This is a genomic window from Pseudomonas sp. Irchel s3h14 (assembly GCF_900187425.1).
Classification (GTDB): Bacteria; Pseudomonadota; Gammaproteobacteria; order Pseudomonadales; family Pseudomonadaceae; genus Aquipseudomonas.
The window spans coordinates 1-18522 of record NZ_FYDJ01000024.1; the positions used below are offsets into that span (position 1 = coordinate 1).

At 60.6% G+C, this 18522-nt stretch carries 18 protein-coding genes and 1 pseudogene; 4 read left to right on the forward strand and 15 right to left on the reverse strand.

The features are described 5' to 3' along the window. Nucleotides 1-208: 208 nt before the first annotated feature. The 4 genes and pseudogenes from CKW16_RS32980 to CKW16_RS27720 all read right to left on the reverse strand — a co-directional run bounded on the left by CKW16_RS32980 (nucleotide 209) and on the right by CKW16_RS27720 (nucleotide 4619). On the reverse strand, nucleotides 209-1090 hold the full coding sequence (locus CKW16_RS32980; RefSeq protein WP_371317146.1) for a methyl-accepting chemotaxis protein: 882 nt from the start codon (nucleotides 1088-1090) through the stop codon (nucleotides 209-211). Continuing rightward, a pseudogene (locus CKW16_RS32985) lies at nucleotides 1070-2173 on the reverse strand (HAMP domain-containing protein); the annotation flags it as partial. The pseudogene CKW16_RS32985 and the gene CKW16_RS32980, both read right to left, overlap by 21 nt. A gap of 108 nt (nucleotides 2174-2281) precedes the next feature. After that, nucleotides 2282-3673 carry a PLP-dependent aminotransferase family protein gene (locus tag CKW16_RS27715; RefSeq protein ID WP_095132389.1) on the reverse strand — a complete coding sequence of 464 codons (1392 nt, stop codon included), beginning with the start codon at nucleotides 3671-3673 and terminating at the stop codon, nucleotides 2282-2284. 184 nt (nucleotides 3674-3857) lie between these two features. Then, on the reverse strand, nucleotides 3858-4619 hold the full coding sequence (locus CKW16_RS27720; RefSeq protein ID WP_046046461.1) for an SDR family oxidoreductase: 762 nt from the start codon (nucleotides 4617-4619) through the stop codon (nucleotides 3858-3860). 234 nt (nucleotides 4620-4853) lie between these two features. On the opposite strand from CKW16_RS27720, the gene CKW16_RS27725 reads away from it, so the two are divergent. Beyond that, nucleotides 4854-5858, forward strand: a complete 1005-nt coding sequence (locus CKW16_RS27725; RefSeq protein WP_095132391.1) for an NADP-dependent oxidoreductase — start codon at nucleotides 4854-4856, stop codon at nucleotides 5856-5858. Nucleotides 5859-5972: 114 nt separating this feature from the next. Here CKW16_RS27725 and pyrF read toward each other — a convergent pair whose 3' ends face one another. Next, complete coding sequence (gene pyrF, locus CKW16_RS27730; RefSeq protein ID WP_008148060.1) at nucleotides 5973-6671, reverse strand: orotidine-5'-phosphate decarboxylase; 699 nt, start codon at nucleotides 6669-6671, stop codon at nucleotides 5973-5975. A 292-nt stretch (nucleotides 6672-6963) separates the two neighbouring features. Here pyrF and CKW16_RS27735 point away from each other — a divergent pair, with 292 nt between their 5' ends. From CKW16_RS27735 to xopAW, 3 genes are all read left to right on the forward strand, one after another. Beyond that, a complete protein-coding gene (locus CKW16_RS27735) occupies nucleotides 6964-7722 on the forward strand; it encodes a response regulator (protein WP_046046464.1) in 759 nt (252 codons plus the stop codon). After that, nucleotides 7722-8771, forward strand: a complete 1050-nt coding sequence (locus CKW16_RS27740) for a HAMP domain-containing sensor histidine kinase (protein WP_095132393.1) — start codon at nucleotides 7722-7724, stop codon at nucleotides 8769-8771. The genes CKW16_RS27735 and CKW16_RS27740 overlap by 1 nt, the downstream gene beginning before the upstream one ends. 112 nt (nucleotides 8772-8883) lie before the next feature. Then, on the forward strand, nucleotides 8884-9732 hold the full coding sequence (xopAW, locus tag CKW16_RS27745; protein WP_095132395.1) for a XopAW family type III secretion system calcium-binding effector: 849 nt from the start codon (nucleotides 8884-8886) through the stop codon (nucleotides 9730-9732). A gap of 115 nt (nucleotides 9733-9847) precedes the next feature. Here the strand turns inward: xopAW and CKW16_RS27750 are convergent, their stop codons facing one another. From CKW16_RS27750 to CKW16_RS27795, 10 genes are all read right to left on the reverse strand, one after another. Further along, nucleotides 9848-10903: an AI-2E family transporter gene (locus CKW16_RS27750; RefSeq protein WP_095132397.1), complete on the reverse strand. Its 1056-nt coding sequence runs from the start codon at nucleotides 10901-10903 to the stop codon at nucleotides 9848-9850. Between the two features lie 69 nt (nucleotides 10904-10972). Further along, nucleotides 10973-11779, reverse strand: a complete 807-nt coding sequence (locus CKW16_RS27755) for a DUF4892 domain-containing protein (RefSeq protein ID WP_095132399.1) — start codon at nucleotides 11777-11779, stop codon at nucleotides 10973-10975. Nucleotides 11780-11787: 8 nt separating this feature from the next. After that, a complete protein-coding gene (locus tag CKW16_RS27760; RefSeq protein WP_095132401.1) occupies nucleotides 11788-12447 on the reverse strand; it encodes a glutathione S-transferase family protein in 660 nt (219 codons plus the stop codon). Between the two features lie 50 nt (nucleotides 12448-12497). Next, nucleotides 12498-13352: an alpha/beta hydrolase gene (locus CKW16_RS27765; RefSeq protein ID WP_095132403.1), complete on the reverse strand. Its 855-nt coding sequence runs from the start codon at nucleotides 13350-13352 to the stop codon at nucleotides 12498-12500. Next, nucleotides 13349-14155 carry an alpha/beta fold hydrolase gene (locus CKW16_RS27770; RefSeq protein ID WP_095132405.1) on the reverse strand — a complete coding sequence of 269 codons (807 nt, stop codon included), beginning with the start codon at nucleotides 14153-14155 and terminating at the stop codon, nucleotides 13349-13351. Before CKW16_RS27770 ends, CKW16_RS27765 begins: the two co-directional genes overlap by 4 nt. Nucleotides 14156-14281: 126 nt before the next feature. Further along, nucleotides 14282-14725: a hotdog fold thioesterase gene (locus CKW16_RS27775; RefSeq protein WP_095132407.1), complete on the reverse strand. Its 444-nt coding sequence runs from the start codon at nucleotides 14723-14725 to the stop codon at nucleotides 14282-14284. A gap of 32 nt (nucleotides 14726-14757) precedes the next feature. Beyond that, a complete protein-coding gene (locus CKW16_RS27780; protein WP_095132409.1) occupies nucleotides 14758-16425 on the reverse strand; it encodes an AMP-binding protein in 1668 nt (555 codons plus the stop codon). Between the two features lie 207 nt (nucleotides 16426-16632). Then, complete coding sequence (gene sixA, locus CKW16_RS27785; protein ID WP_095132411.1) at nucleotides 16633-17085, reverse strand: phosphohistidine phosphatase SixA; 453 nt, start codon at nucleotides 17083-17085, stop codon at nucleotides 16633-16635. Beyond that, complete coding sequence (locus tag CKW16_RS27790; RefSeq protein WP_095132413.1) at nucleotides 17082-17429, reverse strand: DUF4389 domain-containing protein; 348 nt, start codon at nucleotides 17427-17429, stop codon at nucleotides 17082-17084. The genes sixA and CKW16_RS27790 overlap by 4 nt, the downstream gene beginning before the upstream one ends. 31 nt (nucleotides 17430-17460) lie before the next feature. Then, nucleotides 17461-18486, reverse strand: a complete 1026-nt coding sequence (locus tag CKW16_RS27795) for an NAD(P)H-dependent glycerol-3-phosphate dehydrogenase (protein ID WP_056743259.1) — start codon at nucleotides 18484-18486, stop codon at nucleotides 17461-17463. Nucleotides 18487-18522: the final 36 nt, after the last annotated feature.

Below are 18522 nucleotides of genomic sequence, written 5' to 3' on the forward strand. Positions count from 1 at the left end.
GCAGAACGACCCAGTCTTTGAAGTCGCTTTCGTATCGCTTGCCCATTTTGGACATTTGTTATTCACCTTCGCCCTCTTGAATGATTGAGTCAATCAACAAGGGCGACAGGTAGCCTGACACGGAGGGCGTTTGCCAAAAGGGACTCGCTGTAAGAGCGAAACCATTAGCAGCCGTTACCGCAGCAACGGATATGTACACAGAAAAGAATCAAAGCCGAAAGTGCCCCACCATCCCCTTCAACTCAACCCCCAACTGCGCCAACTCAATACTGGAAGCCGCATTCCCCTGCATCGCCAACGAAGACTGATCCGCACTGGCCCGAATACTCGTAACACTGCGATTAATCTCCTCAGCCACTGAACTCTGCTCCTCGGCAGCCGCTGCAATCTGCTGGTTCATCTGCTGAATCAAAGACACTGCCGCCGCAATACTCCCCAGCGCACTCTCAGTCTGCAACGCATCACTCACCGCCAGCTTCACCAGCTCGCCACTGTTCTGAATCTGCTGAACAGAAGACTGAGCCGCCGAGCGCAAGGCACTCACCAGTCGTTCAATCTCCTCGGTCGATTGCTGCGTGCGCTTGGCCAGGGCCCGCACTTCATCGGCCACCACCGCAAAGCCCCTGCCCTGCTCGCCGGCTCGAGCCGCCTCGATCGCGGCGTTGAGGGCCAACAGATTGGTCTGTTCGGCCACACTCTTGATGACGCTCAGTACCGTGCCGATGTTCTGGATTTCCGCACTCAAACTTTCGATGCTCGAACTGGCCGAAGTAGCTGAATCCGCCAACTGCTCGATCCGCGCCATGCTCTGGCGCACCACCTGCTGACCACTTTCAACCTTGCCATCCGCCGTCTGCGCCGCCTGAGCGGCCTCCTCCGCGTTACGCGCAACGTCGTGCACGGTGGCGGTCATCTGATTCATCGCGGTAGCAACCTGTTCGGTTTCTTCCTTCTGGCTGCTGACTTCAAGATTGGTCTGCTCGGTCACCGCCGACAGCGACTGCGCTGAACTGGCCAACTGCTCGATACCCGCCTGCAAACCGCTGACAATACTGCTAAGCCCCGCGCCCATCTGCTGCATGGCCTGCATCAGCTGCCCGATCTCATCACGTCGGGTCACTTCAACCGTCGCACTCAAATCGCCAGAGGCAATCTGTTGAGCAACACGGATCACACTGCGCAGCGGTGCCACGATCAACCGGGTAATCACCCAGGCCGCAATCAGCCCGACCAGCAGTGCCAGCGCCGAGGAACCGATGATCAGCAGCGAGTTCTTTTTCAGCTCCGCCTGCATCGACTGGTCTTCGGCGATATAGGCCTGATCCACCCGCTCCACCACCTGAGCGGCGCGCTGATGGAGTTGCTCATAGACGGTTTTTTCCTGCGCCAGCAGGCCGGTGTACTCGGCGAGTTTTTCGCTGAATCCGCCAATGTGCCCGACCACTTCATTGAGGACCGTCAGGTAACCCTCATCCTTGACCGTGGTTTTCAGCTGCTCGGCCTGGGTCAGTGCCTGGTCGGCCTGCTCAATCTTGCCCTGCCCTGCGCTGTCGTCGCCCTTGCGGCTCAGGTCCAGGCGCACACGCGCTTCGTTCATGGCTTGCAACATCAACCGCGACACCTGGCTGACCTGATTGGCCTGTTCGATGAACTGACCACCGTCCTTGCCTTCGGATTCCTTCAAGGTATAAGCGCCGTCATCGGCCAGCCCGGCCTGCAGCACGTCGAGGTTATTGGCCACGCTGGACACCGACCAACTGGCCATCTCCAGTGCCAGGTCCTTGGCCTGGCTGAGCGAAACGAACTCGTCAAAGGCCTTACGGTAAGCCCCCAAGGACTGCTCGACGTCACTCATCACCGGCACGTTGGCCGCAGACGCCGCTTTCAGCTGGGTTGCAAGAGCGATCAGGCCGTCAACGCCCTCGCGCAGCGCGTCAGCGGTTTTCGGGTTGCCGTGCAAGGCGTATTCCTGCTCGAGCAGTCTCACCTTGAGCAAACCGCTGTTGAGCGACGACATCTGCTTGAGCCCGTCGAAGCGCTGGCTGATGGTTTGCAGGGACCATACGCCGATGGCCGCCACCAAGGCTGTCAACAGCAGCACCAGTACAAACCCGACACCCAGTTTTTTCGCCATACCGAGGTTGGCAAAACGTCCTTGCACGGCCGAAATCATTGCACTTAGTCCCCTGATATAGTCTGTTGACGCAGATTCGCAACGGGCCTGTATCAACACAAGTCTCTGGCGTCGGAATAATGGCAAAAAGCTACGCTTACGTCGTTTTCAGAACGCTTGAGGTCGATCCAGAGCGGTGGCCTGAAAAAACGCCCGGGCTCGCGGATCACAGGCATAGGCCACATTGATACGCTGCCAGTCACTGGCCTCTGCGGTGGGACTGAATGCCGTCGCAGAAGACAACAAAACACCGAAGCGCTGGGCTTGTTTGCGCACCTGAGCGTAGTCGGACATCCGCGATCGCGCCCAGATGAACAGGCCTCCGACCGGCTTGCCGAACACCTCCCATTCGGCGTCTTCAAGCACTTGCAACGCAGCCTCCCTGTCATTGCTCAAACGCTGGCGCTGGCGCTGGACCAATTTGCGGTAGGCACCGCTGGCTAAAAGGCTTGCCAGCACCGACTCGCAAAACCGTGAAGCGCCCATACTGCTGATCATCTTGACCTCGGCCAGCCGCGAAATAACCCCGGCGCCGGCCACTACAAAACCGACCCGCAACGAACTGCTGAGGGTTTTGGAGTAGCTGCCGACGTAGATCACGTTGTCATCGATACCCAACGCAGCGAGGCGCGTACCGGGGCCGCTGTGCAAATCCGCATAGACGTCATCCTCGATGACCAGAAGGCCATAGGTTTTAGCCAGTTGCAGAACCCGCTGCGCCACCGCCGGCGCCAGGCTGCTGCCAGTGGGATTGTGATAGAAGCTATTGATGAAGATCCCACAGGGCCTGTACTTAACCAGCAGTGCCTCAAGCGCTTCAATGTCCGGTCCGTGCGGGGTTCGCGGCACCTCGATCATGCTGACACCGTGCAGCCTGAGCAGGTCGAACAGCAAGGAATAGCCGGGATTCTCCACCACCACGCAATCACCCGGCTTGAACAAGGTCCGCACGATCAGGTCCAGCCCATGACTGGCCCCCGCCGTTGTCAGGATCCGGCTTTCCTCCACCAGGATATCGAGCTGTTTCAGCCGTTTGTTGATCTGCTGGCGCAAGGCTGACAGGCCCAGCGGCGTGCTGTAGTTGAACAGGCCGGCCATGTCGGTGCGGCTGACCTGGCAGATCGCGTAGCTCAGGTCGTCAGTTTCGCGCCAGCTCTCGGGCAGTCCGCCACACCCCAGTTTGAGTTCGCCCGAGGTGCGGCCCTGCTTCACTTCTGCCCCCTCGAACCTGGGGCAATCCTGTTGCCCCTGAGCGGCCAGCGCTGGCATGGCGACAATGAAACCGGCGCCATGACGCGACGCCAGCACCCCTTGAGCCACCAGACGCTCACAGGCCTCAACGACGCTGGACTGACTGAGCAAATTGATCCGGGCGATTTGCCGCACGGAAGGCAAACGCGTCCCCGGCGGCACCTCGCCACGGCAAAGCCAGCAGGTTAGCGCGTCGACGATTTGCTGTACGACCGGCACCAATGCCTGTCGATCGATTCTCAACTCCATGAGCAAGCAAACTCCTGTCCGTTTTGCGGGAAACAGTTAATCACAGGAGCGCTCGATCAGCTGTGCGACAACGCCACTAAAACCGTCGGTTCTAACCATTTGAAACACATTGTCCGGCACCTTTAAGGAACCGAAAAAAAACCCGCACAAATGCGGGTTTTTTCCTACGTCGCAGTGCCTGGTTTCAGAACGCCGTGACACCACCGTCCACTGCCAGTGAATGCCCCGTGGTGAACGCCGCGCCGTCGCTGCACAGGTACAGCACCGCACTGGCAATTTCCTCGACCTTGCCGATGCGCCCGACGGGGTGCATGGCATTGGCGAACTCGCCTTTCTTTGGGTCGGCTTCATAGGCGCGACGGAACATGTCGGTGTCGATCACTGCCGGACATACCGCGTTCACCCGAATCTTTTTCTTGGCGTATTCGATGGCCGCCGATTTGGTCAGGCCGATCACCGCATGTTTCGACGCCGCGTAAATACTCATCTTCGGCGCAGCCCCGAGGCCGGCCACCGATGCGGTGTTGACGATTGCACCGCCGCCCTGGGCCAGCAACAACGGCAACTGGTACTTCATGCACAACCAGACGCCTTTGACGTTGACGCCCATGATCGCGTCGAACTCATCGACCGTGCCTTCGGCCAACTTGCCTTTCTCGATCTCGATGCCAGCGTTGTTGAAGGCATAGTCGAGACGGCCGTAGGTATTGACCACTTCGTCCATCAGATTTTTTACATCGCTTTCCAGCGTGACGTTGCAGCGCACGAAGGTGGCTTCGCCGCCAGCGGTACGAATCAGCGCTACCGTGCCCTCACCACCCGCCACGTCCAGGTCAGCCACTACCACTTTCAAGCCTTCAGCGGCGAACGCCTGGGCGGTCGCGCGGCCAATGCCATTGGCGGCGCCCGTTACAACGGCAACCTGGCCAGAAAACGTCATGCTCATTGTTATGCCCTCGAAGAGAAGATGCGGGGATCGCGTGTTCTCAATCTAGCCACAAGGGCCTGCGGCGCGGCAGCACTATCAGAAGGCCGGTTGGGTGCCCATGAGTGACAGTGATAAAACTGCCGGCTCGACTATCACTGCACTGGATCGATGTGCATTCGCCGCATCAGCCAAACTTGCGGCATCGTTCATGAAGGTCTATCAACAAGTCTTTATTCATCTTGAGTGCCTGTCATGACTACCCAGACCAATCGCCAGTTCCTGCTCGCCAAACGTCCGGTGGGCGCGGCGACCCGCGAGACCTTCACCTATCAAGAAGTACCGGTCGGCGAACCGGCTGCGGGTCAGATCCTGGTCAAAAACGAATACCTGTCCCTGGACCCGGCCATGCGTGGCTGGATGAACGAGGGCAAGTCCTACATCCCGCCGGTCGGTATCGGCGAAGTGATGCGCGCATTGGGCGTAGGCAAAGTCGTTGCCTCGAATAATCCGGGCTTCGCGGTCGGGGACTACGTCAACGGTGCCTTGGGTGTGCAGGATTACTTCCTCGGCGAGCCACGAGGTTTCTACAAGGTCGATCCGAAACTGGCGCCTCTGCCGCGCTATCTGTCGGCACTGGGCATGACCGGGATGACCGCTTATTTCGCCCTGCTCGATGTCGGCGCGCCAAAGGCTGGCGACACTGTGGTGCTGTCGGGCGCGGCCGGTGCGGTGGGCAGCATTGCCGGGCAGATCGCCAAGATCAAAGGCTGCCGCGTCATCGGCATTGCCGGGGGTGCGGACAAATGCCAGTTCCTGATCGACGAACTGGGTTTTGACGGCGCCATCGATTACAAAAATGAAGACGTCCACGCCGGCCTCAAGCGCGAATGTCCGAAAGGCGTCGATGTGTATTTCGATAACGTCGGCGGCGATATCCTCGACGCGGTGTTGAGTCGTCTGGCCATGAAAGCGCGGGTGGTGATCTGTGGCGCCATCAGCCAGTACAACAACAAAGAAGCAGTCAAAGGCCCGGCCAACTACCTGTCGCTGCTGGTCAACCGTGCGCGGATGGAAGGTTTTGTGGTGATGGACTATGCCGCGCAGTTCGCCGCCGCCGGGCAGGAAATGGCCGGCTGGATGGCCAAGGGGCAGCTCAAAAGCAAGGAAGATATTGTTGAAGGACTGGAGACGTTCCCGGAGACGCTGATGAAATTGTTCAGCGGCGAGAATTTCGGGAAGTTGGTTCTGAAGGTTTAAAAGCTTCGCGGGCAAGCCTCGCTCCTACAGGTTATGTGTCATGCACGGATTATGTGACCGACACATGACCTGTAGGAGCGAGGCTTGCCCGCGAATGGTTTGAGCAGTCGCCGCTTAAGCCAGCTCTGCCACCACAGCTGCCAACGCCTTGGCCGGATCCGCGGCCTGGCTGATCGGACGGCCGATCACCAGATAATCGGAACCGGCATCCAGCGCCTGACGCGGGGTCAGAATGCGGCGCTGATCGTCCTGGGCGCTACCCGCCGGACGAATGCCCGGGGTCACCAGTTGCAGCGACGGGTGCGCCGATTTCAGGGCCTGGGCCTCCAGGGCCGAGCACACCAGACCATCCATCCCGGCTTTTTCCGCCAACGCTGCCAGACGCAACACTTGCTCCTGCGGCTCGATATCCAGACCGATACCCGCCAGATCTTCACGTTCCATGCTGGTCAACACGGTCACGCCGATCAGCAGTGGTTTCGGACCGGTGCGCTGGTCGAGCACTTCGCGGCACGCGGCCATCATGCGCAAACCACCGGAGCAGTGCACATTGACCATCCACACGCCCATTTCCGCAGCCGCCTTGACGGCCATGGCGGTGGTGTTCGGGATGTCATGGAACTTGAGGTCCAGAAACACTTCGAACCCCTTGTCACGCAGGGTGCCAACAATTTCCGAAGCGCAGCTGGTGAACAGTTCTTTACCGACTTTGACCCGGCACAGCTTCGGGTCCAACTGATCGGCCAGCTTCAGTGCGGCGTCACGGGTGGGGAAATCCAGGGCGACGATGATAGGAGTCTGGCAGGCGGACATGAGTGGGCTCTCAGGCAGGTCGAAATCGGCGCGCATTGTAGCGGAACCAGCGCCTCTGCGGGACCCGATGATCGGTAATTCGTCGAGGCGGCTCAAGCAAGACTAGCCCTTGCACCCATTGTGTCGAGTCGGATACACACATGACACGCCTGCAACACCCTTCAACGTTACCTTCGGCAGCCGCAACACGTCCTACAGCACTTCCCGCCTCCGGGCCGGACGCCTATGCTGAAACCACAACCTCGCAGCCCATCTTTGTGGTTGGCAGCCTACCTGGCAGATGAACGCACGCATGCACAACCTCCTCGCACCTGTGAATGACGATCAAAAAGCACCCGGTGATGACAAACGCTGGAGCATTCGCGCCCTGATCGTCGACGATGACGTCCCGATCCGCGAACTGATGATCGACTATCTGGCCCGGTTCAACATTCACGCCAGCGGCGTCACCGATGGCGCCGCGATGCGCCTGGCGCTGCAAGCGGAACATTTCGACGTGGTGGTGCTCGACCTGATGCTGCCCGGCGAAGACGGTTTGTCACTGTGCCGCTGGCTCCGCGCCGAATCGGACATCCCGATTCTGATGCTCACCGCCCGCTGCGAACCCACCGACCGGATCATCGGCCTGGAACTGGGCGCCGACGACTACATGGCCAAGCCGTTCGAGCCCCGCGAACTGGTGGCGCGCATCCAGACGATCCTGCGCCGGGTACGCGACGATCGCACCGAACAACGGGCCAACATCCGTTTCGACAACTGGCGCCTGAACAGCGTGCTGCGCCAGTTGATCGCTGCCGATGGCCTGGTGGTGCCGTTGTCCAACGCCGAGTTCCGATTGCTCTGGGTGTTCATCGAACGTCCGCGTCGGGTACTCAGCCGCGAACAACTGCTGGACGCCGCTCGCGGTCGCTCGATCGAAGCCTTTGATCGCAGCATCGACTTGCTGGTCTCGCGCCTGCGCCAGAAACTGGGTGATGACCCGAAAGCCCCGCAGTTGATCAAGACCGTTCGCGGTGAGGGATACCTGTTCGACGCCCGAGACATCGGCTGATGCGTGCGCGCTTCGATACGCTTTTCGGCCGCCTGTTTGGCATGCTGCTGGTGGCGATCATCCTGGCGCACTTGTTGGCGTTTTTCTGGTTTCACTATTACGGCCCGCCGCCGCCCCCTCCGCCGCCGGGGTTTTCCGAAAACGTCGACGGACAGCGCCCGCCAATGGACCCGCGCTTCGGAAATCGGCCACCGCGACCGTGGTTCGGCGGCCCTTTGGTGCCACTGACCTTTCAACTGGTCTCGCTGATCATCGCCGCCTGGTACGGCGCCAAACTGCTGAGCCGGCCGATCCAGCGGTTGAGCGATGCTGCCGAGCGCCTGAGCGAAAACCTCGACAGCCCGCCTCTGGATGAGTCCGGCCCTCGGGAAGCACGGCAAGCGGCACACACCTTCAACAAGATGCAGCAACGCATTCGTGAACAAGTGCAGCAACGCTCGCGGATGCTTGGCGCCGTATCCCACGACCTGCGCACGCCGCTGTCGCGGCTCAAGCTGCGGCTGGAGCAGATCGACGACAACAAATTGCAAGGCCAGATGCGTCAGGATCTGGACGACATGATCGGCATGCTCGACGCCACGCTCACCTACCTGCACGAGCAGCGCACCAGTGAGGCCCTGCAGTGGATGGACGTGCAGGCGCTGGTCGAATCCCTGAGTGAAAACGCCCAGGACCAGGGCGCCGATGTGCTCACCAGCGGCCACTGCGCACCGCTGCAAGTGCAACCGATGGCCTTGCGTTCGTGCATCAACAACCTGCTGGACAATGCCCTGCGCTATGCCGGGCAGGCAATGATTACGCTTGAAGACTCGCGCGAAACCCTGGTGATCCGGGTCATCGACCATGGGCCGGGTATTGCGGCGGATAAACGTGAAGCCGTGTTCGAGCCGTTCTTTCGTCTGGAAGGATCGCGCAACCGCAACTCAGGCGGGGTCGGGCTGGGCATGACCATCGCCCGCGAAGCGGCCGAACGCCTGGGTGGGCAGTTGAGCCTGGAAGAAACGCCCGGTGGTGGCCTGACAGCAGTGATTCGTCTGCCCCGATCCTGATCACCGCTCTGTGTACCGCTCGGTACAAACCTCACATACCCACGACAACTTGCCCCTTGAGGCTGCATAAGCCGGTGCTCCCACCGGCTATCCATTCCAAGGAGTGAGCGCAATGATCGGTAGCGTCAGCAGTTACACGAGCTATACCAGCACCAGCAGCACCACAACCAGCACCGCCCGCAGTCAGCAGTTTCAGAAAGATCTGCTCGCCAAACTCGACAGCAACAGCGACGGCGCGGTGGATCAGGATGAACTGAAGAGCGCCCTGTCGCAGAAAACCGACGATGGTCTGCTGGTCAGCCTGAGCAAGAATTTCGCTGACCTGGACAGCGACGAAAGCGGCAGCCTGAGCGGTGAAGAAATGGCCGCGATGGCCCCTCCGCCGCCACCGCCACGGGACCAGGCACCAAACACCGAACTGGCTGACGCGCTGATCAGCGCCTTGGACGCCGACGGTGACGGCGCCATCAGCAGCGATGAACTGAGCAACGGCCTGGCCAACGCCGGCAGCAGCGCCGACAGCACAGAAATCTTCTCGGCTCTAGACAAGAACGAAGACGGCTCCGTCAGCCAGGACGAACTCGTCGCCAGCCTCGCCCCGCCTCCGCCGCCACCTCAACAAGTGTCCAGCGAAGAACTGTTCAGCCAGCTCGATACGGACAGCGACGGCAGTGTCAGCGCCACCGAACTGACCAGCGCGTTGCAGACCAGCAGCACCTCATCGACCAGCACCGACACCAGTGCCGCGTTGCTCAATGTGCTGGATAGCGACAGCAGTGGCGGCGTCAGCAGCGACGAGTTGAACGCGGCGTTGCAAGCCGGCCGCGAGCGAAACACCGATAGCTCCACCGATCAGTCGAACGTGACCGAAGCCCTGAACAAAATGATCGCCAACCTGAGCAAGCAGTACTCGCTCGACAACGTGGCGACCGTGGGTAAGTACCTGAACGAGGCCACTTAAGTCAAAAGCTTCGCGGGCAAGCCTCGCTCCTACAGGTTTAGTGCATGACCGTAGGAGCGAGCGGTGCGGCGATCCGACTTTTCCGCGAAGAGGCCCTAAGCTTCAACCAAAAATCTCAGGGCCGGCGATCCTCAACCCGAGCCTGACTCTTGCTCCAGTCGTTCAGCAGGCTGTAGGCCACGGCCAACAACGTCGGGCCGATGAACAAGCCAATAAACCCGAAGGCAATCAACCCGCCAAACACCCCGAGCAGGACAATCACCAGCGGCAAATTTCCGCCCCGGCTGATCAGGTACGGTTTAAGCACGTTGTCGACGCCACTGATGATGAACATACCCCAAATCCCGAGAAACACCGCCATCCCGTACTCACCCTTCCAGGCCAGCCAGGCCGTGGCCGGAATCCACACCAGCGGCGGCCCCATCGGAATCAGGCTCAACAAAAACGTGACGATCCCCAACACCAGCGCCCCGGGCACCCCGGCAATCAAAAACCCGATCAACGCCAGAACCGCTTGGGCCGCCGCCGTCCCGATCACGCCGTTCACCACCCGCTGCACCGTGCCCGCCACCAATTCAATGTAATACCCGGCACGGTCACCAATCAGACGTTCCAGCAACCCGTGAACAAACGCCGCCAGACGCGGCCCGTCACGGTAGAAAAAGAACACGAAGACGATACTCAACGTCAGCTCAAGTATCCCGCCGCCAATCTGCGCGCTGCGCGCCAGCAACCAATTGCCGACCTGGCCCAGGTAAGGTTTGACCGCCAGCATCATCGCCGCGCCCTGCTGATCGATGCTGTTCCAGACCCCGACCAGCCGCTCGCCCACCAAGGGAATACTGCCCAGCCAGGTCGGCGCTTCCGGCAGCCCGTCGACCTGCACATCCTTGATGAACGCCGTGGCATCGCGCACATGGTCCGCGAGGTTGAACCCCAGCCAGACCAACGGCAACGCCACCAGCAACATCCAGCCCAGCGTCAGCACTGCGGCCGCCAGAGATTCGCGACCATTAAGCAAACGCGTCAGCAAACGCATCAGCGGCCAGCTGGCAAACGCCAGCACCGCGCCCCAGAACAGCGCCGACCAGAACGGCGCCATCACCCAGAAGCTCGCGCCAAACAGCACCAGGAGCAGGATCTGCACCAACAGCCGATCGTTATTGATCATCTAAATCTCGAAAAAAGTCAGTTCGCAAAAGAGTAGGCGAACGCAGTGTCTGCGTTCGCCTGATAAAGCTTACCGCAACAGTTCGATGTGCAAGCCAGCGCCGTCGACGCTGCCGGCTTCCATCCTGGCTGTACGCACACCCTGCCCGATCAGTGCCTGACGCCAGGCTTCGGCCTTCGGCCCGGAAACACTGACCCGCAACGTGGTGTCCAGATTCAGCCCACGAGAGATCAGGCGTAGCCAGGTATCGTCAGGATCGCCGGTCAATTTGGGGAAATCGAGCTCACCGGTGCTTTTGAGTTCTCGAAGCAAGGTTGCAGAAGTCGGCAGCAAATCGCCCAGCGGCGCGGCGGCGTCGAACTGTTCAACGTGCAGATACGCTTTGCGATTGCCGCGCGTGATGCTGTAAAGCGCCACCAGCGTGTTGTCCTGTGGTGCCGCTAGGCGCAACAGCAAATACGCTTGCTGATCATCTGCGCCATAAAGCTTGGCATTGCCGAAGACATCATTGGCCCACAGGCTGCTTTCGCCGCAATCACGGGCCTGGCACCAGAACAGCAACTGGGCGTCCTGCTTCTGCAAAGCTTCACGAGCGGCGGTGAAGGCGGCGGTGGAGGAATGTTCCGGTGGCAACTCGTAGGTCACCGAAGTGGCTTGCCCTCGGGCAGCGACCTGGCCGTCAAAGCGCAACTGGCCGCTGATTTTGCGGATCGAGCCCAGTGGATAGATCCGCTCAAGTTCGGCGACCGGGCGATAGTCAACGATCTGCGCATCGGCCATACGCGGCACGATCGGCAGGTCCTGACTGCCCGGGATATCGGCGGCAAACAACAGGGGACTGAAACAACACAGCGCCAGCAGACTGAGTGAACGCATGGATAGACTCATCGGATCAGCATGGCCTGGGCACCCTTGATGATACTGGCGTCATCGATACGCTCAGGCACCAGCAAACCACGCTGTACCGCCGGACGCGCCTCCATGGTTGCCATCCAGCGCTGCAGGGCCGGCAAACCGTCGACCTCGACACCCGACCACTCATGGCCACGAACCCACGGAAAAGTGGCGATGTCGGCAATGCTGTATTCACCGCCCAGAAACTCCACGGCTTGCAGGCGCGTGTCGAGCACTTCATAGAGGCGGCGGGTTTCATGTTGATAGCGATCGATGGCGCCTTGGAGTTTCTCCGGGAAATAACGGAAAAACACGTTGGCCTGACCCTGCATCGGGCCGATTCCACCCATCTGGAACATCAGCCATTGCAGGACCACTGAACGCCCCTTGGGGTCTTTTGGCAGCAGTTTGCCGCTCAGTTCAGCCAGGTAAATCAGGATCGCGCCGGATTCAAACACAGCGAAATCGCCGTTGGCGCGGTCGACAATCGCCGGAATCCGGCCATTGGGATTGATCTTGAGGAAGCCCTCGGACTTCTGTTCCTTTTTGTCGAAACTCAAGGCATGCACCGTGTAGGGCAGGCCGAGTTCCTCGAGCACGATAGAGACCTTGTGGCCATTCGGGGTCGCAGCGGTGTAGAGATCTATCATGGTTGTCTCCCATTTCAACCCGCCCAGCCTCGACAGTTGCCCGGCGCAAGTCAAGGAACGGCGAAGAACCGATTGAAACAGTCTGCGACAAGGTCGGCGCCGGGTTCGTCATTCAGATGCAAATGATGACCGCCAGGCAGCTGTTCACGGCTAAAGGGTAGACGTTCCAGCAACTCGGGATGTTTGGCGAGCATGCCGTCGGCAGCCACCACCAGTTTTGCAGGACAACTGACCCGCTGGACGAAGGCCATCGCCTGTTCTGTGGTCAGACGCAGCGGCGACGGTAAGGTCAGGCGGTTATCGGTGCGCCAGGTATAACCGCCCGGCACCGGCATCAATCCACGTTGGGCCAGCAGTTCTGCGGCTTCGCGACTGACAGCGACCAAGCCTTTCATGCGCGCCTCGATGGCTCGGTCGAGGGTGTTGTAGACCGGTTTGCGCTTCTCCCGCAAATCCAGCTGCGCTTGCAGGGCCATGCCCATCCGTTCGGCAGCGTTTTCGCCTTTGTCTGTAGGAGGAATGACGCCGTCGATCAACGCCAGATGGGTCACGCGTTCCGGTAACGAACCGGCCAGCACCAGCGAAACGATCGCGCCCATGGAATGCCCCAGCAGGCCAAAGCGCTTCCAGCCCAATTGCTCGGCCACTTGCAGCACGTCATGGGCGTAGTCCCACAGTGCGTAACCGGCACCGGTCGGCCGATGCCCGGAATGACCGTGACCGGCCATGTCCAGCGCGATAATGCGCAAGCCTTTGAGCTTCGGCGCCAGCCGGGCGAAGCTGTTGGCGTTGTCCAGCCAGCCATGCAAGGCGATCACCGGCATGCCGTCTTCGGGGCCGAACAGGTGCGCGGCCAGTTCGATATGCGGCAGGCTCAGGCGGACTTCTTCAACGACGTTGCTCATGCGCAATCCTGTTGGTGGCGACCGTCCCAACGGCTGAACAGGTTCTTCAGCAGCGTGGCCGTGTCCTGGGGACGTTCGAGGGGAAACATGTGGCCGCCGGGCATGGTCAGAGACTCCCCTTGCGGCAAGCGCCCCACGAGGCTTGCGTGATGACGCATCACCACCCGGCTCTTGTGCCCGCGAACCACCGCCAGCGGCACTTTCAGTTGCCGTGTGCGGCCGGGACTGGTGTGCGGCACGCCACGGTAGATACTGATTTCCGTGGCCGGGTCGAAGCGCAGGCGCAGCTTGTCGCCCACCTTGTGCAAGCCGTGTTGCAGGTAAGCGTCGAAGCATTCCGGGTCGAAACTGCGGAACAGGGTTTTGCCAGCGAAATAGAGTCGGGCCGCTTCCAGATCGGCGAATTCTTCCCGACGTCCCAACGTACGGCCGGCCGGGGTCAGGCGATCGATGAAACCGAAGCGTTTGGCGGCGCGAATCACCCATTGATCGGCGCGGGTCAGCACCGGCGAATCAAGCATCACCACGCCGCGATAGAGCTCGGGGCACCGCAACGCCGCGTGCAGATGCAGCACGCCACCGAAGGAGTGGCCGACGCCCCACACCGGTTCCGGTTGCTGCTTGAGGTGATGAATCAGCTCGTCGACCAGGTTGTACCAGTTGTCGTCCGCCGGAAAACGCGGGTCATGGGCGTGCTGCTGCAGATGCGTCACCTGATACTCGGGCGCCAGCGCCGCGAACAACTTGCCGTAGGTGCCCGAGGGAAAACCGTTGGCGTGGGCGAAAAATATCTGTTGCGACATACCGGTGATCCATCAACGAAAACAAGGGTTGATTGTCCGTAAGACGACGTCCTGCAGCAATGACCGTAAGTGCCAGGAATGATGACAGTCCGGTCAACAGGATTTCTGATGAAGATCTATCGCGTTTCACCGAACCGGCGGATTCTCACCCAACGGCACTACCGCCATGGTCAACCGCGACACACAGCTAGCCTTCCCCTCATCACTGGTCAAACGAATATCCCAGACATGCGTCGTGCGGCCAATGTGAATCGGCTTGGCCACCGCCGTGACCCGTCCACTGCGTAAGCCGCGCAAATGGTTGGCGTTGATTTCCAGGCCCACGCAATAAAACTTGCTGGCGTCGATGCACAGGTAACTGGCCATCGAGCCGACCGTTTCGGCCAGCACCACCGAGGCGCCGCCGTGCAGCAAGCCGAAAGGCTGGTGAGTGCGATGGTCGATGACCATGCTCGCGGTCAGGGACGCTTCGTCGACGGCTTCGAAGCGAATATCCAGCACTTCGCCGATGGTGTTTTTCTGGATTTCGTTCAGATGCTCGATGTTGGGAATGGTACGCCACAGGCTCATCGTTGCTTTCCTTGGTTGGTTTTATTCTTGACTCAATCCTGCCACAGCACCGCTTCGCTGCGCTCGCTCCATTCTTCGAAACGGGCACCGTAGGCGGCTTCGATCACGTTGCGCTTGATCTTCAGGGTCGGCGTCAGGAAGCCGTTCTCCACCGCCCAACTGTCCTTGACCACCACCAATCGACGCAAGCGTTCGTGTTTGTCGAGGACGCCGTTGACCTCCTCCAGGAGTTTTTCCAGGCTTGAATGCAGGCCCGCCCGCGCCGTTCCGCTGGCGTCCTGCTGACCGACCGCCGAGAGCACGCACAACCCCAGCGGCGCACTCAGGCCATCGCCCACCACACAAACCTGCTCGATGCGCGAATGCTCCGCCAGACGATTTTCGATGGGTGCCGGGGCGACGTATTTGCCTTTGCTGGTCTTGAAGATTTCCTTCAGTCGCCCGGTCAGACGCAGGTTGCCTTCGGCGTCTTCCTCGCCCTTGTCACCGGTGCGCAGGAAGCCGTCCTCGGTGATGGTTTCGGCGGTTTTCTCAGGCTCCTTGAAATACCCAAGCATGGTCGCGCCGCTGCGCACCATGACCTCGCCTGACTCGGCGATCCGCACCTCGACTTCCGGGCAGGGCTTGCCGATCCAGCCGGGTTTGTTCTGGCCCGGCCGGCAAATGTGCGAATAGCCGCAGCTTTCGGTCATGCCGTAGACCTCCAGCACATCCAGCCCCAGTTTGCGGTACCACAGCAGCAAGGTCTGCGGCACTGGCGCGGCGCCGGACAAGGCGATGCGCAAGGCGTCCAGCCCGAGCCCGGCCAGGACTTTGTGGCCGACCCGCTTGCCGATGATCGGCAGACCGAGCAGGAAGTCGAGGCGCTTTGCCGGGATCTTGCTGTACACGCCCATCTGGAATTTGGTCCAGATCCTCGGCACGCCGAACAGCGCGGTCGGTCGTGCACGGCGCAAATCGGCCAGAAAGGTGTCGAGGCTCTCGGCAAAAAACACCGTTTGCCCGGTGTAGATCGACGCCAGTTCGACGAACATCCGCTCGGCGACATGGCACAGCGGCAAGTAGGACAGCAGCCGATCCGACTCATTCAAGCCAAACAACTGCGTGCCGCGAGTGGTGGCAAACCCCAGATTGGCGAAGCTGTGCATCACGCCTTTGGGCATGCCGGTGGTGCCGGAGGTGTAAATGATGGTCGCCAACTGGTCGGCGGACGGCTTGGGATCGTCCTGGATCGGTGAGCTCTTTTGCAGGTCGGCCCAGCTGAAATCGAACGTCCCGGGTGGATGCAACGGCAGGCTGATCGTCGGCAGATCAGCGCTGACCCCGCGAGACATGCCTGGCCAGTCATCGAGTTTGCCGATGAACGCCAGCGCCGCTTCGGAGTGTTCAAGGACCTGGGCCACGGTCTCGGCGGTGAGGTTCGGGTAGAGCGGCACCGACACATGGCCGGCCATCCAGATCGCCAGGTCGGCGATGATCCAGTGCGCGCAGTTTTTCGAGATCAGGGCGATGTGGCTGCCTTGGGGCAGTTCGCGTGCGCGCAACCAATGCGCGGCGCAGCGCGCCTGATGACCGACGTCGGCCCAGCTCAGGGTCTCGACTTGCCCGCCGCCCACGGGCTGGACCAGAAAGCGCTGGCGCGGATGGCGGGCCTCACGCTCGTAGAAGACGTCCAGCGGCAAACGGAAAGCAGCAGGCATGCGACTCGCTCCTTTATTTTTGGTCTGGAGCAAGCGTAGTCAACCAAGCAGTTGCTTGGTTGACTATTTCACACAAAAATCAGGAGTCACACCCCCCTGTAGGAGCAAGGCTTGCCCGCGATGAGGCCTTCGAAAACGCAAAAGCTTCGCGGGCAAGCCTTGCTCCTACAAAAGCAAAAGCAAAAGCAAAAGCAAAGGCAAAAGCGGTTACGGGTGCTTGATGCCTTTGAGCTTCATTGCGCCGGCCAGCGGCAAATCACCTTCAAGTTCTGCAAGGCCGGCGGTGCGGACCGCTTCCGGGTCCTGCACATGTCCATGCTGAAGGTAGCCCAGCAAGTTACCCACCAGCGGGTTATGACTGATCAGCAACGCGTGATCCACAGACACCAACTGCTCCGCCACCGCTTGCGGGCGGTTGTCGGGGGTCAGCCAGTCGACGGTGCGAATCTCCGGCGCGAAATTCAGCGCTGTACGCACAATTTCTGCGGTCTCCTGCGCTCGCAGGTAAGGACTGGCGTAGATCGCGGTCAGCGGCTTGCCGGCCAACTCGGCGGCAGTGCGCAGCACTTCTTCACGACCATGGGCAGTCAGTGCCCGTTCCGAATCAGGACGCTTGCCGTGTGGCTCGGCTTCTCCATGACGCAGTATCCAGAGTTTCATAGCTTTGGTTCCTCATCTCGGGCCGGGTGTGGTGCCGGCGCCACAGCGTGCGGTGCTTCACCTTCCGGTGTACGCGGCGTCGGCCAGTCGGCAAACGGCCACGGTTTCTGGTCGCTGTGGAAGCTGCCGAAACGACCGATCTGCGCCAGGAACTGGCTCAGGCTGTCGCCGAAGTTCATCAGGCTGGCGCTCGGGGCGCCATATATCAAACGATAGATCAGTTGAACCAACACCACGGCGCCGAGGATGAATTGCGCCACTTGCCAGACCAGCACGTAGACGATCATCCACAACACGCGCAGCAGGATGGATTCGTACTTGGCTTCTACTTTTGGATCGTTCATGTCTCGCTCCCTGCCCCTGTCAATTGAGTGCTCAGTTGAAACCGCTGGTGGAAATAAAGTCGACGTCGGTTTTCGGCTCGGCACGCATCAATAGACCGATTACCTGCTCCAGCGTGCGCCCTTCGAACAGGATGGCGTGTAGCCCGGCGACCAGCGGCATGTACACGCCCACCTCCTGAGCCTTGGTCTTGAGCACCTTGAGGGTGTTCACGCCTTCGGCGACTTCGCCCAGGCGCGTCACTGCATCTTCCAGGCTCAAGCCCTGGCCGAGGGCGAATCCGACCTGGTAGTTACGGCTTTTCGGCGACGAGCAGGTGACGATCAAATCGCCGACGCCCGCCAAACCGAGGAAGGTCATCGGGTTGGCGCCCTGATTCACCGCAAAGCGGGTCATTTCCGCCAGCGCCCGGGTGATCAGCATGCTCTTGGTGTTTTCACCCATGCCCAACGCCACCGCCATGCCGGCGATGATTGCGTAAACGTTTTTCAGCGCGCCGCCCAACTCCACACCGAAGCGGTCGGCGCTGGCGTACACGCGAAAGGTCCGGCCATGCAACGCCTCCTGGACCCGCTGGCAGAGCTCTTCGTCTTCGCTGGCGACCACCGTGGCGGTCAGCGCGTGTTCGGCGATTTCACGGGCCAGGTTCGGCCCGGACAGCACGCCGATGCGCGCTTGCGGGGCGATCTCTTCGAGGATTTCGCTCATCAGTTTGAAGGTGTGGGCTTCGATGCCTTTGGTCAGGCTCACCAACAATTTGCCGCTCAAACGCTCGGCGTGCGGCATCAACACCGAGCGCAGCGCGCTGGACGGCAGTGCGACGAAGCACAAGTCGCAGGCTTGCAGAGTGGCCAGCAGGTCGGTGACCGCTTCCACGGCCGGCAGAATCTTGATGCCTTTGAGGTAACGCGGGTTCTCGCGATTGACCCGAATGGCCTCGGCCTGCTCGGGGTCACGCATCCACAGCCGGACCTGATGCCCGTTCTCGGCCAGCAGATTAGCCACGGCGGTACCAAAACTTCCGCCTCCCAGGACCGCAATTGGGCGCTGTTCAGTCATATGCAATCCGTTAATCCATACCAGTGGCGATGACGG

Bases quoted from the DNA above. Each gene is read 5' to 3' on its own strand.
- CKW16_RS32980 (WP_371317146.1), bottom strand. From the start codon at position 1,090: ATGCAGGCCATGCAGCAGATGGGCGCGGGGCTTAGCAGTATTGTCAGC.
- CKW16_RS27715 (WP_095132389.1), bottom strand. From the start codon at position 3,673: ATGGAGTTGAGAATCGATCGACAGGCATTGGTGCCGGTCGTACAGCAA.
- CKW16_RS27720 (WP_046046461.1), bottom strand. From the start codon at position 4,619: ATGAGCATGACGTTTTCTGGCCAGGTTGCCGTTGTAACGGGCGCCGCC.
- CKW16_RS27725 (WP_095132391.1), top strand. From the start codon at position 4,854: ATGACTACCCAGACCAATCGCCAGTTCCTGCTCGCCAAACGTCCGGTG.
- pyrF (WP_008148060.1), bottom strand. From the start codon at position 6,671: ATGTCCGCCTGCCAGACTCCTATCATCGTCGCCCTGGATTTCCCCACC.
- CKW16_RS27735 (WP_046046464.1), top strand. From the start codon at position 6,964: ATGCACAACCTCCTCGCACCTGTGAATGACGATCAAAAAGCACCCGGT.
- CKW16_RS27740 (WP_095132393.1), top strand. From the start codon at position 7,722: ATGCGTGCGCGCTTCGATACGCTTTTCGGCCGCCTGTTTGGCATGCTG.
- xopAW (WP_095132395.1), top strand. From the start codon at position 8,884: ATGATCGGTAGCGTCAGCAGTTACACGAGCTATACCAGCACCAGCAGC.
- CKW16_RS27750 (WP_095132397.1), bottom strand. From the start codon at position 10,903: ATGATCAATAACGATCGGCTGTTGGTGCAGATCCTGCTCCTGGTGCTG.
- CKW16_RS27755 (WP_095132399.1), bottom strand. From the start codon at position 11,779: ATGCGTTCACTCAGTCTGCTGGCGCTGTGTTGTTTCAGTCCCCTGTTG.
- CKW16_RS27760 (WP_095132401.1), bottom strand. From the start codon at position 12,447: ATGATAGATCTCTACACCGCTGCGACCCCGAATGGCCACAAGGTCTCT.
- CKW16_RS27765 (WP_095132403.1), bottom strand. From the start codon at position 13,352: ATGAGCAACGTCGTTGAAGAAGTCCGCCTGAGCCTGCCGCATATCGAA.
- CKW16_RS27770 (WP_095132405.1), bottom strand. From the start codon at position 14,155: ATGTCGCAACAGATATTTTTCGCCCACGCCAACGGTTTTCCCTCGGGC.
- CKW16_RS27775 (WP_095132407.1), bottom strand. From the start codon at position 14,725: ATGAGCCTGTGGCGTACCATTCCCAACATCGAGCATCTGAACGAAATC.
- CKW16_RS27780 (WP_095132409.1), bottom strand. From the start codon at position 16,425: ATGCCTGCTGCTTTCCGTTTGCCGCTGGACGTCTTCTACGAGCGTGAG.
- sixA (WP_095132411.1), bottom strand. From the start codon at position 17,085: ATGAAACTCTGGATACTGCGTCATGGAGAAGCCGAGCCACACGGCAAG.
- CKW16_RS27790 (WP_095132413.1), bottom strand. From the start codon at position 17,429: ATGAACGATCCAAAAGTAGAAGCCAAGTACGAATCCATCCTGCTGCGC.
- CKW16_RS27795 (WP_056743259.1), bottom strand. From the start codon at position 18,486: ATGACTGAACAGCGCCCAATTGCGGTCCTGGGAGGCGGAAGTTTTGGT.